The organism is Pseudomonas sp. AC136, from assembly GCF_979258585.1.
Genome location: NZ_OZ409865.1, coordinates 1,440,007 through 1,457,023, shown reverse-complemented (window position 1 = coordinate 1,457,023; position 17,017 = coordinate 1,440,007). Strand labels below are relative to the sequence as shown.

General features: G+C 62.6%; 12 protein-coding genes. 4 read left to right on the top strand and 8 right to left on the bottom strand.

The window, feature by feature from the left end:
* The first annotated feature begins 59 nt into the window (after positions 1-59).
* The 3 genes from ACZZZU_RS06490 to ACZZZU_RS06480 all read left to right on the top strand — a co-directional run bounded on the left by ACZZZU_RS06490 (position 60) and on the right by ACZZZU_RS06480 (position 4,381).
* Positions 60-1,088: an alpha/beta hydrolase gene (locus ACZZZU_RS06490; RefSeq protein ID WP_463550118.1), complete on the top strand. Its 1,029-nt coding sequence runs from the start codon at positions 60-62 to the stop codon at positions 1,086-1,088.
* Positions 1,088-2,302: an MFS transporter gene (locus ACZZZU_RS06485; RefSeq protein WP_463550117.1), complete on the top strand. Its 1,215-nt coding sequence runs from the start codon at positions 1,088-1,090 to the stop codon at positions 2,300-2,302. The genes ACZZZU_RS06490 and ACZZZU_RS06485 overlap by 1 nt, the downstream gene beginning before the upstream one ends.
* Positions 2,303-2,413: 111 nt before the next feature.
* On the top strand, positions 2,414-4,381 hold the full coding sequence (locus ACZZZU_RS06480; protein ID WP_463550116.1) for an alkyl/aryl-sulfatase: 1,968 nt from the start codon (positions 2,414-2,416) through the stop codon (positions 4,379-4,381).
* 93 nt (positions 4,382-4,474) lie between these two features.
* Here ACZZZU_RS06480 and ACZZZU_RS06475 read toward each other — a convergent pair whose 3' ends face one another.
* Genes ACZZZU_RS06475 through ACZZZU_RS06460 form a run of 4 tightly spaced genes read right to left on the bottom strand, consistent with a single transcriptional unit; the run spans position 4,475 to position 8,446 of the window.
* Entirely contained in the window at positions 4,475-4,783 is a 309-nt protein-coding gene (locus ACZZZU_RS06475; protein ID WP_463550115.1) for a DUF202 domain-containing protein, read from the bottom strand.
* Positions 4,776-5,159: a YidH family protein gene (locus ACZZZU_RS06470; protein ID WP_463550114.1), complete on the bottom strand. Its 384-nt coding sequence runs from the start codon at positions 5,157-5,159 to the stop codon at positions 4,776-4,778. The genes ACZZZU_RS06475 and ACZZZU_RS06470 overlap by 8 nt, the downstream gene beginning before the upstream one ends.
* 59 nt (positions 5,160-5,218) lie before the next feature.
* A complete protein-coding gene (locus ACZZZU_RS06465; RefSeq protein ID WP_463550113.1) occupies positions 5,219-6,586 on the bottom strand; it encodes a DUF1329 domain-containing protein in 1,368 nt (455 codons plus the stop codon).
* 9 nt (positions 6,587-6,595) lie between these two features.
* A complete protein-coding gene (locus ACZZZU_RS06460; RefSeq protein ID WP_463550112.1) occupies positions 6,596-8,446 on the bottom strand; it encodes a DUF1302 domain-containing protein in 1,851 nt (616 codons plus the stop codon).
* Positions 8,447-8,775: 329 nt separating this feature from the next.
* Here ACZZZU_RS06460 and ACZZZU_RS06455 point away from each other — a divergent pair, with 329 nt between their 5' ends.
* A complete protein-coding gene (locus ACZZZU_RS06455) occupies positions 8,776-9,747 on the top strand; it encodes a LysR family transcriptional regulator (protein ID WP_463550111.1) in 972 nt (323 codons plus the stop codon).
* On the opposite strand, the gene ACZZZU_RS06450 is transcribed toward ACZZZU_RS06455, so the two are convergent.
* The 4 genes from ACZZZU_RS06450 to ACZZZU_RS06435 form a co-directional block, all read right to left on the bottom strand.
* The gene (locus ACZZZU_RS06450; RefSeq protein ID WP_463550110.1) at positions 9,711-11,009 is read right to left on the bottom strand and encodes an MFS transporter; all 1,299 of its coding nucleotides are present in this window, start codon (positions 11,007-11,009) and stop codon (positions 9,711-9,713) included. The genes ACZZZU_RS06455 and ACZZZU_RS06450 overlap by 37 nt on opposite strands.
* Before the next feature lie 79 nt (positions 11,010-11,088).
* Positions 11,089-12,252: an acyl-CoA dehydrogenase family protein gene (locus tag ACZZZU_RS06445; protein ID WP_122493675.1), complete on the bottom strand. Its 1,164-nt coding sequence runs from the start codon at positions 12,250-12,252 to the stop codon at positions 11,089-11,091.
* Between the two features lie 10 nt (positions 12,253-12,262).
* On the bottom strand, positions 12,263-13,801 hold the full coding sequence (locus ACZZZU_RS06440; RefSeq protein ID WP_463550109.1) for an AMP-binding protein: 1,539 nt from the start codon (positions 13,799-13,801) through the stop codon (positions 12,263-12,265).
* Positions 13,802-14,265: 464 nt separating this feature from the next.
* Entirely contained in the window at positions 14,266-16,821 is a 2,556-nt protein-coding gene (locus ACZZZU_RS06435; RefSeq protein ID WP_463550108.1) for a bifunctional diguanylate cyclase/phosphodiesterase, read from the bottom strand.
* Positions 16,822-17,017: the final 196 nt, after the last annotated feature.

Sequence of the window (17,017 nt, the reverse complement as noted above, 5' to 3'; positions counted from 1 at the left end):
GACGCCTACAGCCGGCGCCGCAATGCGTGCTTGCCCATTCCTTTCAACAGGTGCGTCCGATGAATCGATTCAGCGTTCTGCTCTGCCTTTTGCTCAGCTCGTTTACCGCCATGGGAGCCGACATGTCCAACGGTGCCAATAACTTCTACACCAGCGAAAACGTCACGGTGCAGAAGGTGCAGTTCAACAACCAATACCAGATGCGCGTTGCCGGCAATCTGTTTATGCCCAAGGGCATCAAGCCTGGCAGCAAGAATCCGGCGATCATCGTCGGCCACCCGATGGGCGCGGTGAAGGAGCAGAGCGCCAACCTCTACGCCACGAAAATGGCCGAGCAGGGTTTCGTCACCTTGTCGTTGGATTTGTCCTTCTGGGGCGAAAGCGAAGGGCAGCCACGTAATGCGGTGTCGCCCGATATTTACGCCGAAGACTTCAGCGCTGCCGTGGATTTTCTCGGCACCCACGCCCTGGTGGATAAAGAGCGCATCGGCGTGATCGGCATTTGTGGCAGCGGCAGCTTTGTGATCAGCGCGGCGAAAATCGACCCGCGTATGAAAGCCATCGCCACGGTCAGCATGTACGACATGGGCGCCGCCAACCGGAACGGCCTCAACCACGGCTTCAGCCTGGAACAGCGCAAACGCGCCATCGCCCAGGCGGCCGAGCATCGCTATGTGGAATTCACCGGCGGCGACAAGGCCTACACCAGCGGCACCGTGCACAAGCTCGACGCCAATTCCACCGCGATCGAACGCGAGTTCTACGACTTCTACCGCACCCCGCGCGGCGCATTCACGCCGGCGGGCCAGCCGGCCGAATTGACCACGCATCCGACGCTGACCAGCAACGTCAAGTTCATGAACTTCTACCCGTTCAACGACATCGAGACCATTTCGCCACGCCCCATGTTGTTTATCACTGGCGCCAACGCGCACTCCCGCGAGTTCAGCGAAGCGGCGTACAAGCTGGCCGGCGAACCCAAGCAATTGGTGGTCATTCCTAACGCCGGGCATGTGGATCTGTACGACCGCGTCGAGCTGATTCCTTTCGCCACCCTCACTGACTTTTTCCGAGCGAACCTCAAGTAATGACTGTTGCCGACAACCCCGCCACCCATCCCCCTGCGCACGGCTGGAGTGCCGTGCTGGCAATGTCGGTGGCCGCCTTCGCCTTGGTGGCCTCCGAGTTTTTGCCGGTGAGCTTGCTCACGCCCATCGCCACGGATTTGCACATCAGCGAAGGCCAGGCGGGGCAGGCGATCGCGGTGTCCGGCGCGTTTGCGGTGATCACCAGCTTGAGCATCGCCAAGCTGGCGCGGCAGATGGACCGCCGCGTGTTGCTGCTGTGGCTGACGCTGCTGATGGTGGTCTCCGGCACCTTGGTGGCGGTGGCGCCGAGTTACCCGATATTTATGCTCGGGCGCGCATTGATTGGCGTCGCCATTGGCGGCTTCTGGTCGATGTCGGCCGCCACCGTGATTCGCCTGGTAGCGCCGGCCAACGTGCCGCGCGCCCTGGCGATTCTTAACGGCGGCAACGCGCTGGCTTCAGTGGTGGCAGCGCCGGTGGGCAGTTACCTCGGCGCGATCATCGGCTGGCGCGGCGCGTTCTTCGCCGTGGTGCCACTCGCTGCCATTACATTCGTGTGGCAGTGGCTGACGCTGCCGCGTTTGCTGCCCCTGGCAGGCGCCAATGCGCGTGGGCTGCTGACGGTGCTGAAACGGCGGGAAGTGCTGTCTGGGCTGTTGGCGGTGAGCCTGTTTTTTATGGGCCAGTTCACCTTGTTCACCTACCTGCGGCCGTTTCTGGAAAGCGTCACCCACGTCGGCCCGTCGGGGTTGTCGCTGATGCTGCTGGTGCTAGGTGTGTGCGGGTTTATCGGCACGGCGCTGATAGGGTTGCTGCTCAACCGCACGCTGTTCCCGACGCTGGTGATCATTCCGCTGCTGATGGCGGTGATTGCCCTGGTGCTCACCGGGTATGGCGACTTGCAACTGCTCACCGCCGGCTTGCTGGCGCTGTGGGGGTTGGTCGCCACCTCGGCGCCGGTGGCCTGGTGGACCTGGTTGGCCAGAACCCTGCCCGACGACGCCGAAGCGGGCGGCGGCCTGATGGTCGCCATCGTGCAGTTGGCCATTACCTTTGGCGCCACGGTCGGTGGTGTGGTGTTTGACGCTCAAGGCTATCAAGCCACCTTCGGCCTGAGCGCCGGCATGTTGGTGGTGGCGGCGGTGCTGGCCGTCTGGGCCGCGGCCTGCACGCGCAACAGCCGTTTACGGGCGATGGATCAGCCGGCGGTCTAGGCCCATTGCAAGCTGTTATAGCGGCCATGCGCCTCTGATATTGGCGTGGGCGCCGTGGGCTCCCTAGAGTCGGGCGGCGACCCATTCCAACAAGATCAGAAGAGTCTAGCCATGCCTCGTTTCCGCCTGAGCGCCCTTGCTGTGGCGCTGGTGTTTTCGTCTGCCACGTTTGCCGATACACCGCTCGAATCGAAACCCGCTTCGCCCGCCACCCGCGCCCTCAATCAGGCGTGGCTACAGCGTTTACCGTTCGCCGATACGGCCGACTTCGACGACGCCCGTCGCGGCCTGGTCGCACCGTTCACCGGCGTAATCAACAACGAAGCCGGGCAGCCGGTGTGGAACCGCGCCGCCTATAACTTTATCGACAACGCCGCCGCGCCAGACAGCGTGAACCCGAGCCTGTGGCGTATCGCGCAGTTGAATAACCTCGCCGGTCTGTTTCAGGTGAGCGAACGCATCTACCAGGTTCGAGGCTTGGATTTGTCCAACATGACGCTGATCGAAGGCGACAGCGGCGTGATTGTCATCGACCCGTTGATCAGCGCCGAAACCGCCCGCGCCGGGCTGGATCTGTATTTCCAGCACCGCCCGCGCAAACCCGTGGTCGCAGTGATTTACAGCCATGCCCATGTCGACCATTTCGGCGGCGTGCGTGGAGTGATCGACGAGGCCGACGTGAAGGCAGGCAAGGTGCGCGTGATAGCGCCGGACGGCTTCTACGAACATGCCATCAGCGAGAACGTACTGGCCGGTCCGGCCATGATGCGTCGCGCGCAATATATGTACGGCGCGCTGCTGCCGCGCAGCGCCCGGGGGCAGGTGGACGCAGGCCTTGGCAAAGGCACGCCGAGCAACGCGCGGGTGACCTTGATCGCGCCCAGCGAAGTGGTCAGCAAGCCGTTGGAAACCCGCACGGTCGACGGCGTGGAAATCGAATTCCAGCTCACCCCCGGCACCGAAGCGCCGGCGGAAATGAACCTGTACTTCCCGCAATTCAAAGCGCTGTGCATGGCCGAAAACGCCACCCACACCCAACACAACATCCTCACGCTGCGCGGTGCCCAGGTGCGCGATGCGAAAGTGTGGGCGCAGTACCTCGACGACGCGCTGGTGCGCTACGGCAATAAAACCGACGTGCTGTTCGCTCAACACCACTGGCCGACCTGGGGCGCGCAAGGCATCGGCAGTTACCTGGCCGATCAGCGCGACATGTACGCGTTCCTCGACAGCCAGACCCTGCGGCTGATCAACCAGGGCTTGGGCCCGGTTGAAATCGCCGCGCAGCTCACCTCGCTGCCGCCGCGTCTGGCCAACAAATGGTACAGCCGCGATTACTACGGTTCCCTCAGCCACAACGTGCGCGCCGTGTACCAGCGCTACATGGGCTTTTACGACGGCAACCCGGCCACCCTCGATCCCTTGCCGCCGCAAGCGGCTGGCGTGCTCTATGTGCAAGCCATGGGTGGCGCCCAAGCGGTGCTGAATCTCGCCCGTCAATCGGTCGAAAGCGGCGACTACCGCTGGGCCGCGCAAGTGCTCAACCACTTGGTATTCGCCGAGCCGGACAACCAACAGGCCCGTGCCCTGCAAGCCGACGTACTGGAACAACTCGGCTACCAGAGCGAGAACGCCACCTGGCGCAACGTGTACCTCAGCGGCGCTTACGAACTGCGCAACGGCGTGGCCACCAGCAAACCGCGCAGCACCGCGCCGGACATGGTTCGCGCACTCACCCCGAGTTTGTTCTTCGACTACCTGGCCGTGCGCATCGACGCCCTGAAAGCCGCCGACGAAGACCTCACTATTAACTGGCACTTCACCGACCTCAACGAGGATTACGCCCTGACCCTGCGCAACGGCGTGCTCACCCACCGCAACGGCAGCCGCCACGAACACGCCGACATCAACGTCAGCATGAGCAAGGAACTGCTTGATCGCATCGCCTTAAAGGAAACCGGGTTTCTAAAAGAATCGATGATTGGCGGCATCGACATTGAGGGTGGGAAACTCAAATTACTGAAACTGCTCGGCGGCCTGGATGAGGCGAATTCACAGTTTAATTTGGTGACACCGTAAGCAAAAAGCATCGCGGCTGAAGCGGAGTGCCGCCCAGCCGCTCCTACAAGGGTTCACATACCCCCTGTAGGAGCGGCTTTAGCCGCGATGCTTTTAATCAGTAGACGCCGGACTAAACGCAGCAAAGCCCAAAAAAACCGCCATTACCGCCACCGCCAACCCCGTCCCCAACACCATCCAAACCCGCGCTTCACCCAGCTCACGTTGCATCATCGCCACGCTATGCCGGTACCGCCGGCCTTCGCTAACGGCCAACCACGCCGCCGTGCCCAGCGCGAGCCCCAGCACCCAGACCTGATGCCCACGCAGCGCCAGACACGCCACCACCAGCAGCGACAATTGCGTCCGCCGCCACGCCAGCGCGGTGCGTTCGGCTTGCAGGCCGAGGTCGGTTTCAGTCATGGCCGCGCAGCCAGAACAAAGCCAACAACAGCAGCGCCGCCAGCCCGCAGCTCAGGGCCAGTAGCGGCACCAGCCCGGCCAATGGCAACGGGCGGCCGTGGCGTAATGCGCGTTCCACGGCCAGCCAACGTAAGCACGCGCCGCCGCATACCAGCATGCTCAGGGCCAGCAGGCTCAGGGTCATGGCCAAGCGCAGCAGCGGTTCGAAGGCGTGGGTGGCAAAGGTTTCGACGGCGATGCCGCCGCCCAGCAGGGCCAACGCCGTGCGGATCCAGGCGAGAAAGGTGCGTTCGTTGGCGAGGGTAAAACGCGGGTCGGGCTCGGTGCCGCCGAGTAGGGTATGCGCCAAGGGTTTGCGTGGGGCAGGTGGGTTCATGGCAGACCTGAATAAAAAAACGCCGCCGGGCTCTCACACCCGACGACGTGGGGAAGGGATCAGCGCAGGCCTTTGCTACGCAGTGCGCCCGGCGAGTAATCCGAGGCGCTGGCTTTGTAGGTGAAGTCGAACGGCTGGCGCTGTTCGTTGGTCAGGCCCGAGGCCAGGTAGCGGCCGTTGTTGAGGTCGTAGGTGATTTCCATGGCGTTCACCGCCGCCTGGCCGACGCCGTGGTAGTAGCTGTGCGCTTCGCCCACGCGCCAGAGTTCGCCACGGTTGTCGTAGTGGTCGGCTTCGAGAATCGCCCAGGTGTCTTCGTCGATGAAGTAGTGACGCTTGCTGTAGATGTGGCGCATGCCGGGTTTCAGCGTGCCGATCACTTCCCACACGCGGTGCAGCTCGTAGCGGGTGGCGTCGGGGTTGATGTGGCCGGGCGTCAGCAGGTTTTCGTACTTCAGGTCTGGAGAGGCCAGGCGGTAGCTGTTGTAGGGCACATAGAGGTTTTTCTTGCCCACCAGTTTCCAGTCGTAGCGATCCGGTGCGCCGTTGAACATGTCGCGGCTGTCGGCGGTGCGCATGCCGGCAGTGGTGGGGCCGGCGGTGTCGTATGCCACGCTCGGGGCGCGACGAACTCGGCGCTGGCCGGCGTTATAGACCCACGACAAGCGCGGCTCAGTCACTTGGTCGAGGGTCTCGTGCACCAACACCACCTCGCCGACCATGCGCGAGGGCGCGGTTATCTTGTGGCTGTAGTAGTAAAGAATATTGCCCGCTTCGTCCGGCTTGAGGCCGCTGACGGCCTCGCGACGGCTGAAGTATTGCAGCGTGGTCATGAGGGTGTAGGCGCCGTCTTTTTGCGGGGCGGCGCTGTCGGTGGTCAGGCTAAAGCTGGGGTTGCGGTTGCGCGTCAGGTGGTTCCACAACACCTCCAGGCCGGTTTTGGGCATGGGGAAAGCGACCACGCCGGCAAAGCCTTGCACGCCGTTGCCGTCGTTGATCAGCTTGGCTTCGGTGGCGTTGCGCGCAGCGGCGGCGCTGGCTTGATCGTCCACGGCCACGGAGCGGTGGCTGGGGTAAACCGGCAGGCGAAAGGTGTCGGGGAAGTGTTGCAACAGGGCGATTTGCCCCGGGCTGAGTTGGTCTTTGTATTGGCTGTAGTTGCGCGCATCGATGGTGAACAGCGGCTTCTCGTTGGCATACGGATCGGCCGGCGTGCCGTTGCTGGTCAGCGCCGGCTTGGTGCTTTTCAGGCCGCCGTCCCAGGCCGGAATCTTGCCGTCCGCACTGGCGGCGCGCTCAGCGCCGATGGGGGTCAAGTCGCTTTTCAGGTGCGCCGCTTCGTCCGCCGTGACGGCAGCATGGGCCGCGCTCGCCAATAGGCTGGTGAGTAACAGGCCGCGTTGAATCAGGCAGTAAACAGGTTTCATGGGAACTCCTTAGAAATTCACGCCGACGCTGATGGACACATAGTCGCGGTCGCCGCGGGTGCCGTAGTCGCCGTCGATAAAGTCGGTGTAAGCCAGGCTCGCGTTGTAGGTGTTGTTCAGCGAGGCATCGAGGCCGACGCTGATGGCCTTGGAGCCTTCGCTAAAGGCCGAGCCTTCGCCGGGGCCGTTGCCGTCTACGTCGTGTTGCCAGGACAGGTTCGGGCGCAGGTCCACGCCGGCAATCGCGTTCGGGTAGCTGAGGTTGGTGCGCAGGCGGTAGCCCCACGAGAACGGCGTCAGGAAGCCTTTGTCGTTGCAATGTTCCGGCGTGCGCGAGTTGTTCAGGCATACGCTGTTGTTCGCCAATACGCCGCTGCCAAAGGTGCCGCTGCGGCCGTAACGCGGCCCGTATTTGCCTTCCAACCCACCGACATAGGTGGCGCCCACTTCGCCAACGACCACCATCTGATCAGCCCCCAGCACTTGGCTGAACGAGTGCGTGGCGGTGACTTGCGCCTGGCTGACTTCCTTGCGGCGGTAGCCGTTGAACAGCGCGCTGTTGGCCGGCGGGCGTGTGCCGTCTGCTACCAGCGGCGAGCGCGAGGCGTTGTTGAGCAGCGACTGGATGATGTCGGTACCGTTGAGCTGAATCGGCATGTTTGGCCGGTAGCTGATCTCGCCTTGCAGCGCGGTGCCGGTGTCCAGATTGGTGGAGAAGCTCAGGCCGTACAGGCGAATGTCTTCCGGGTATTGCGCCAGGTATTGCGAGGTGCCCATGCGCAACGCGCCTGCCAGGGTTTGCCCGGCGCCGGCCAGAAACGCATTGCAGTTGCCCAGCGGTATGCCGGCGTTGCTGCACAGGCGGCCGGCAAACGCGGTGTTGGTGGCGTATGGGCTGCTGATGGTGCCCATGTACGGCAGGCGGCTGTGGTAGTTGGCGATGTACGCGCCGAACTCGGTGTCCAGCTCGGCAGCAAACCAGCGCAGCGACATGCCCCACTGGCCGCTGTTGCGCGCGTCGTCGTCTTTGGCGCGGGGAATGCGGATGCCTTCATCTGTCAGGTTGACGCCAAACGGAGTCAGCCCGCGCACCGCCGTGGCGTTACCGGTCAGCACGTTGCCTACGTCCAGGCCGTCGCAGCCGTCGGCGAGAAAGTCGTTGCTGGAAAAGAAGGTGCCGCAGTTGTCGAGCTGGGTCTGTTCCCAGTCCAACTGGTAGAAGAAATCGCTCGACAGCGACTCGGTGAGGTTCTGCGACACGTAGAACATATTCACCGGCACCAGGCCTTCTTTCACTTCCGAGCCAGGGCGGCGCAGGGCCGACAGGTTGAACGGGTTGACCACGTTGAGCCCGCCCTGAATAAACGTGCTCTCACCCCAGTTCACCACCTGCTTGCCGAGGCGTGCCGAGCCCGGTTGATCGGCGAGGGTGTAGTTGTAATAGGCGAAGGCATCGAGCAGTTCGGCGCCGGCCGATTTCGCTGACTGTTTGCGGTTGTTGTCTTCCACGTTTTTGAAGCGCTGGTCTTCGTCGCGCAGCACGTAGTCGTACCAATAGCTGCCGCGCAAAAACACGCCCATGTCGCCATGGCGCAGTTCCAGATCGTGGTTGCCTTTGAACAAGCCGGAGAAGGCATCGCCAGAGGCAAAGTTGCGGCGGCCATCGTCGCCGGTGGCGCTTTGCAGTTGTTTGGGGTCGGGGTTAGCGGTGGAAATGCTGGTGCCAATGGACAACGAAGAGTCCAACTGGCCTTCAACTTCGCCGAGTTGGAAATCCACCGCCATGGCATTGCCGAATAGGCAACTTAGTGGCAATAACAAACAGGCTGGCGTGATAACGCCGTATCGCTTGAATTTCATCACTCTCTATCCTCTTGTTGTTGTCGAGTGAGTTAAAAGTTCAGGCGCAAAGGCAATAAGAGTTGAATCAGCAGGCACTGCCAGGCCTCGCCGTAGGCGGCGGGGTACGGGGGTTCGGCGCGGTTGAAAGGCGGACGAAAGTTATGCCTTGTTTTCAGGCTTATTGTTCTGCGCGGTGAGGTTTGCGTTATAAAGCGGTGTTTTAAAACTCCAGGTTTAACGTGTGCTCGTTGGTGTTTCATCGATACTATGGGCGCACGAAAAGCCCCACAAATAGTGTCTTCGCATACTTGCCATACCGCTTTGGCATAGCTTGAGAGAAGGGTGTTATGACCTTAAAACAGCTTCGCTACCTGATCGCCATCGCCGAGGCTGGCAGCTTTTCCTCGGCCGCTCGCCGGGCCTATATCGCCCAGCCAGCGTTGAGCCGGCAGATCGGCTTGCTGGAGAGCGAACTGGAGCTGCAATTGCTTGAACGCCAGCACGACGGCGTGGTGCTCACCGACGCCGGGCGCCGGCTTTATGAAGTGGCGCGCTCGGTGGTGCAGAAGCTCGATTCGGTAAAGGACGAACTCAGCTCCACGCGAGGCGATCCGAAAGGCCAGGTGGCCATCTCCATTCCCGCCACGGCCTCGACCTTGCTGCTGCCGGAAATCATTTCCCGCGCGGCGGAGAAATTCCCCAACATCATTCTCACCGTATGGGACGGCCTGACTCGCGAAGGCGGCCAGGCGATTGAGTTGGGCAAAGTGGATTTCGGCGTGGTGCCCAATGCGGAAGAGCTGGAGCACGTCACCGCCGAGCCGATTTTCACTGAAGACTTGTATTGGGTCGGGCGGGGTCCAGGGCTGGAAAGTGACGAGCCCATTACCCTCGCCGAAGCGGGCGCCACCCGCTTGGTAATGGCGCCACGGGCCTTGCATTTGCGCCGCCGAATCGAGCAGGCAGCGATGGAGGCGGGGGTGAACTTGAATGTGGCCTATGAGCAGCAGTCGGCGCCGGGTATTGGCAGTCTGGTGCGCACTGGCCTGGCGGCGACCATCAGCAATTGGCCGCCGCTGGAAGAGCTGTTCAAGCCGACGTCGGCGCGGCTGATTGTCGAGCCGCGCATCACCCGCACGGTGTCGATTGCCCACTCCATTCACAAGCCGCTGTCGTTTGCCGCCTCGTGCATGCACGACCTAGTGCGCACCATTTTGCTCGACGCAGTGCGCGACGGCCGGTGGCGCGGCAGCTTGATCGAGCGCAGCGTGGACGACTTCACTCAGGCGATGGAGCCGGCGGGCAGCCCGTCGTCCTGAGCCAGGCGCTGCTGCGAGCGCTGCGGGTTCATGGTCAGCAAACCGATCACCCCGGCCACCAGCGCCACGGCGCCGCACACCAGAAAGCCCAGCGCGTAACCTTCCGGGTGATTGGCGCCTGCGCCGTGCACCAACAAACCGGTGACTACCGGCGCCGACAACCCGGCCAGCGAGGCCACGCCATTGCCGATGGCCAGGATGCCGCCGCGTTGGCTGCTGGGGGTGAACTCGGCGAGCATTGCCGGGCCGACCGAGTACATCACCAAGGCGAAACCGCCGCTCAAGGTCAGGGTGATGATGCGCGTGGTTACGGACAGTTCATGCATCATCAAACTGGCCGAAAACAGCCCGCTGACAATCAGGCACAGCGACACAAACGTGCCGCGCGCCACCCGCGATTGCACGCCACGGCGCATCAGGCGCTGCGACAACCACGCCATAAACAGGCTCAGCGGCGTGGTGACCACCACGAACAGCACAAACATTTTGCCGGTCTTCAGCGGGTCGATACCCAGGCCTATTTGCAGGTAGCTCGGCACCCAGGTGAGCGTCAGCGCCAGCGACCAGTTGGCGGCGAAATGGCAGGCGTAGTTGCCCAGAACGGTGGGGTCGGTGAGCAAGCGGCGATAGGGCACGCGATGGCTGTCGGGCTTGAGCTGGGTGGCGCGCAGGGTGTCGAGCGTGCCTTCGCGGCCGAGCAGCAACCACAGTGCGCACCACACCAGGCCGATGGCCGCCAACACCGCGAAGTTGGCGCGCCAGCCGTAATTCAGGCTGATCCAGGGAATCATCGCGCCAGCCACCAACAGCCCCAGCGCTCCGCCCGAATGCAGCAACGCCACCGGCAGATTGCGGCGGTTATCGGGAAACCATTTGTACAGCGCGTGGGTGGCGACCGGCGAGGCCGGGCCTTCGCCGATGCCGAGCAACACGCGGCAGGCGACGATCATCCACAGCGAACTGACCAGCAGCATCGGCAGCTGAATCAGCGCCCAGAACAAACCCATGCCCAGCAGCAGGGTGCGGGTGGGCCGACGGTTGGCAAGAAAGCCGCCGACCACCGCCGATACGGCAAACAGCCAATGCAGCGCGCCGCCAATCAGGCCGAACTCGGTGGGGGTCAGTTGCAGTTCTTCGGTCATCGGCACGGCGACCAGGCCGATCACCACTTTGTCGAGGAAGTTGACCAGCATCATCAGCGCCAGCAGCACGGCGATGGTCCAGGCCGTGGCGGGGCGGTAGGCGGGAGTAGGGAGCGTCATGGCGCGATCTCATTGTTGTTATTCGGAAGGTGAAACGGCCCCGTCGTTCCTCCCTGGTGCGACGGGGCGAGGCGGGCGTTTAGCCCGGCAACAAGATGCCTTTGGCGATGGTGTTGCGCTGGATTTCGCTGGTGCCGGTGAGCACGCGCATCATGCGCGTGGCGCGGAATAACCACTCCACCGGATGCCCTTGAATCAGCCCGGCACCGCCATGAATTTGCACCGCCTTGTCGGCAATGCGAAACGCGGTTTCCGAGGCGAACAATTTGCACATCGGCGCCTGCACCTTGATGTCGCCGCCGGCATCGTTATTGGCGGCCGTGGCGTACATCATGCTGCGGGCGGCATAGAGCTCGGTGGCCATGTCGGCGAGCATATGGTTGATGCTCTGGAACATGGCAATCGGCTGGCCAAACTGCTTGCGGGTGCGGGCGTAATCCAGCGACAGGTTCAGCGCCAGGCCGGCCATGCCGAGCATGGTCGGGCAGTGCAGCAGTCGGTTCAGGGTAATGCGCCCCATCGCCAGTTTGAAGCCTTCGCCTTCCTCGCCAATGCGGTTGGCCGCCGGCACGCGCACCTTGTTCAGGCTGATATTGCCGTGGGCACCGCCGCCCGACATCACCGAATAATCACTGTCCACTTGCACGCCTTCAGCATGCAAATCGACGAAGAATGCCGAGATGCCTTTCGGCCCACGGCCCGGCTCGGTTACGGCCAACAGCACCGCCAAATCGGCGTAGGTGGCGCCGGAGATATAACGCTTGGCGCCGCTCAATACGTAGTCATCACCGTCACGCACGGCCGAGGTGGTAATAGCGGTGGCATCGGAACCGGCTTCGGCTTCGGTGAGGGCAAAGCACACGGCTTTTTCGGCGCGGCAGATCGGGCGCAAGAACGCCTCGACCTGATGTTCATTCGCCACCTTGAACAAATGCCCCACGCGCGGTGGGCCGGACAGCTCGCCAAGAATATGCGGCGCCAGCGGGCAGCCGGTGAGCACAGCTGCTTCCTTCACCGCGCACAGCTCGGCAACGGTCAGCCCGGCGCCGCCGAGTTCCTGCGGCAGCATGGCGTTGTAGAAGCCCAACTCGCAGGAGCGCTGCCACACCTGGCGCAGCAGCGGCTTAGCCACCGGCTCGCCCCAAACGATGCCTTCGCGCTTTACCAAGGCATCCAGTTCATCGCGCACAAAGGCCTGAATGCCGGCAATCAGGTCGCTGGCTTTTTCGCTTACGTTAATCATGGTCGTCCCCTTAAATGCGGCGTTCGCTGTTCTGCCAATACGCTTCGCGAATCAGGCGGCGCACGACTTTCCCGTTGGGGTTCTTGGGCAACTCCTGAACGAAGTCCACCGCGCGCGGCTTCTTGAAACCGGCCAGCGATTGCCCGCAGTGTTCGATGATGGCTTCGGCGCTGAGGCTCTGGCCTGGCTTGAGCACCACCACCGCACGAACCGCCTCGCCCCATTGTTCGTCCGGCACGCCGACCACGGCGGCTTCGAACACTTCGGGCAGGCTGTAGAGCACTTGTTCGACTTCGGTGGGGTAGATATTGAAGCCGCCGGAAATGATCATTTCCTTTTTGCGGTCGACGATAAACACGTAGCCGCGCTCATCCACCGTGGCCAGGTCGCCGGTCAGGTAGTAGCCATCGCGCATGACTTCGGCAGTTAGCTCGGGCGACTGCCAGTAGCCCTGCATGATGTCGGGGCCCTTGACCACTATTTCGCCGATGTCACCGGGGCGCACGTCTTCAAAGGCGTCGTTGACTATCCGCAGATCGGTCTCGAAATAGCAGCGCCCGCAGGAGGCAAGCAGGCGTGGATCATCGAGGTGGTCCTGCTCGGTCAGCACGGTGACCAGCGAGCAGGTTTCCCCGGCGCCGTAGCCTTGCACCAGAATCGGCCCGAACACCTCGATGGCCCGTTGCACCAACGCCGGTGCCATGGGCGCCGCGCCGTACATGACCACGCGCAGGCTGGACAAATCGTACTGCTCCACACCCGACACATTGACCAAGCGGTTGATCATCGCCGGCACCAAAAACAGCCGGGTCACGCGCTCGCGCTGGATGGTCTCGAGCAACAAACGGTCGTCGTATTTTTCCAGCAGCAAATTGCAGGCGCCGACTGCCAGCAGCGGCATGACCTGCATGCCGCTGGCGTGGGTGATGGGGCCGACGTGGGCCATGACGTCGGTCGGTGCCGCGCGCCGCGATGGGCTGGCGATGCTCTTGCGGATCAGCGCCTTGCGGTTGCCAAACGACAACATCGCCGCCTTCAGCACACCGGAGCTGCCCGAGGTGTAATGCAGCACGGCCAGCGCGTCGTCCGCCGGGTCGGCGTGCACGGGCGCTTCGCTGCCGCCGGCGAGCACGGCGCTGTAGCTGATATCGCCGCTTTCGTCGTTCAGCGAAATGATCCACTGCAACCGCGCCACCTCGCCACGACGCGCCTTGAGCGCAGCGGCGAAACGGCTATCGGCGACTACCGCCTGGCTGTGGGAGTCGTTGAGCACCTGGATGATTTCATCCAGCGAAAGGCGCGCGTTGATCGGCACCTTGACCATGGCGCGCTTGTAGAGCGCGATTTCCGCCTCCACCAGCTCCACCCGATTGGGCGCCAGGATGGCGACATGCGCGCCTTCGGCCAGGCCGAGCGCCGACAGGCCGGAAGCCAGGCGATTGGTGCGACGCTCGAGTTCGACGAAGGTCAGGCGTTGCTGGCTGTCGATCAGCGCCATGTGATCAGGCCAATACAACGCGCTGCGGCTGACGATTTTTCCTAAGTTCACTGTTGTTGTTCTCACCGGCAGGAAATGTGCGCCGATGCTACTGAGGCGCGGCGGATCTCAACCAATACAACAGTACGATGCAGGCCATAACGTTTCGGAATGGCCGTGTTTTTCTCAACCTGTGGGAGCGACTTCAGTCGCGATTCCTGGAAACGACGGTCGCGAATTCCGTCTGCAGGGATCGCGACTAAAGTCGCTCCTACAAAGGCAGTACGCTGCGCGGTCCGGTGTGATTTCGTCTCGCCTGGCTCTAGCCCAGAAGCCCGCTATACCGCGTGTTTCTGTGGGAGCGACTTTAGTCGCGATTCCTGGAAACATCTGGGCCCGAGTAACGGCTGGCCCTCACCCCTAGCCCCTCTCCCGTAAACGGGAGAGGGGAACGGATCGGCGTACACGGTCAGCTCCCTCTCCCGTTTACGGGAGAGGGTTGGGGTGAGGGGCTGTTGAATTTGAAGGGGCGAGGTTTAGTGGAACAACAGCGCAGTAATGGCATCCGCTTCCAACGGCCGGCTGAGGAAATACCCCTGACCTTCGTCGCAGCCCACGGCGTTGAGCATGGCCAAATGCTCGGCCGTTTCGATGCCCTCGGCGGTGACGGTCAGCGACAGCGCGTGCCCCAGGCCAACGATGGCGAGGATGATGGCTCTGTCTTCTTCGCTGCCTTCGATGCAGTTGAGAAAGCTGCGGTCGATTTTCAGGCCGTCCAAGGGGAAGGTGCGCAGGTAGCTGAGGGACGAATAGCCGGTGCCGAAGTCGTCCATGGCCAGGCGCACGCCCAGCTGTTTGAGGGTGTCCATCATTTCCAGGGCGCCGGCAGCATCTTCGATCATCACGCTTTCGGTGATTTCCAATTCGACGCGCCCCGGGCTGATGGCCGATTCACGCAGGGCGCTTTCGATGCGCTCGACCAGGTCGCCGCTTTTGAATTCGATGGGCGACAAGTTGATGGAGATAAACACGCTTTCCGGCCAGGTGGCGGCCTGGCGGCACGCGGTGCTGATGACCCAGTTGCTCAGCGCGATGATCAAACCGGTTTGCTCGGCAATCGGAATAAAAATGTCGGGCGGTATCAGCCTGCGCTCTGGGTGCTGCCAGCGCACCAAGGCTTCGACGCCGACCAGGCGGCCATCGGCGATGCAGTAGCGCGGTTGGTAGTGCAGGCGCAATTCGTTGTGCTGGATGGCGAAGCGCAGGTCGGTTTCCAGACGGCGCCGTTCGATGATCTTCGCGTTCATTTCCCCGGAATAAAACCGCCAGGTACTGCGGCCACCGGCTTTGGCTTCATACAACGCGATGTCGGCATAGCGCAGCAGTTCGCTGGCTTCCATCGCGTCGTTGGGCGCCATGGCAATGCCGATGCTGGCGCTGACGAAGGTTTGCTGACCTTCAACGTCGATGGGCTGTTCGATGGAGTCGAGCAAGCGTTGGCACAGGGTTTCGACATGGCTTTGGGTGGTCAGGTCGGTGAGGATCAGCACGAACTCATCGCCGCCAAAGCGGGCCACCAGATCGTCCTGGCGCACGCATTCGGTGAGCCGCGCCGACACCACGTTGAGCACCACATCGCCGGCCGCATGGCCGAGCAGGTCATTCACCGGCTTGAAGCGGTCGAGGTCGAGGCTGAGCATGACCAAGGGTTTTTCACGGGTTGGCACGGCCTTGAGTTTGCCGTCGAGAAACTTCTGCAAGCGGGTGCGGTTGGGCAGGCCGGTGAGGGCGTCGTGCTGGGATAAAAATTCGATCTGTCGCCGCGCTTCCACTTCGCCTGTGACGTCGGTGGCGGTGCCGCGAAAGCCAGCGCTGGTCATGGCGCGGGCCGACACGCGGGTGATGCGTTGCTGGCCTTGGGTGCCGACATAGCGACAGTGGATGCTGGTGTCGGTGCGCCGGTGGCCGCTGCTCAGCCACTGCGACAGGGTGCCGTGTTCGGTGGTCAACAGGGCGTCGATGTGGCTGCCCAGCCACGTGCCGCGCGACAGCCCCGTGACCGCTTCAAAGCGTTCGGACAGGTAGGTGAAGTGGCCGCTTTGGTCGATTTCCCAGATCCAGTCAGAGCTGATTTCAACGATGTCGCGAAACCGCGCTTCGCTTACGGCCAGGGCGCTCTCGCTGCTTAGCAACGAGTGATAGCTTGCGTCCAGCGCCTTGGCCCCCGCCGTGGTGCGGCGCAGCAGAACCCAGGCCATCAGGCACACCAGCAGCGCCACGCCGCCGAGCAGCGGCAGGCCCAGGCCGAGCAGGCGCTTGCCTGGCTGCTCGGGTTGCCAGTGCAGGTACCCGGCGACGCCGTTTTCACCCAGCGGCAAAATCGAGCGTTCGTTCAGATCGTTCGGGGTCGCCAGGCGCAAGGCGTCTACACCGAATTCGCGGCCGATGGTGGCTAGGCGGGCGTTGTCGAGAATGTCGACGAAGATCAGCACCGAGTTCTGTCGTTCGTCTGGTTTTACCGTCGGGTCGGTGCCGGGCGTAATGGCGGCAGCGGCCACCAAGGCCGGTGCGCCATCAAGGTTGATAAACCGGGTGGTCGGCGATTCGTCTTCGGCGCCGGCACGGGCCTCGGCGACGATGGGCGCCAGCGACTCCTTGAGCCAGTCGTCGGCCGGCACCTGTTGCAGTTGACCCCGGACGACCGCGTACACCGTGCGGTCGGTGTCATCGACCACGAACAGCGCCTGAAAGCCGAAGTCGTCGTACAGCGAGGGACCGATGTTCTGCCGCACGTAGGCCCAATCGGTGTCTACCGTAACGTGCAGGTGTTTGTAGGCATCGCCCCAGAAGGCATAGTCCTTGACCACCGAACGCAGGGATTTTTCAAACGAATGCACGGCCTTCTCGGTGTAGAAAGCGCCTTCGGTTTCCTCCGTGCGGTCCATGTCGCGGGCCAGGTAGACCAGCAGATAACCGGCAAGCAGGAACACGCTGACCAGCAAGCCGATAAATTTGAACAGTGAAATACGCGTGAGGGCCACGCTGGTGCGGTTAAGGGGAGCGACAGGCTGCGGCGGTCTGGCTTGGGTCATAGGCTAGGTACAACTCTTGATTCGATTTTTCTAATGCACCTTCAGTTTATGCAACCGTCATAAGAGCGCTAGGGGCTGAATGTTGAAACATCACCCGGGCTTGCGCTGAGGGGCTTGACGTGGCGCTTTGCGCTTTACAAATCAGGGAAAAAAACTAGCGTACACACCCTGTGGGCCCACCCATATTCCGCCGTTG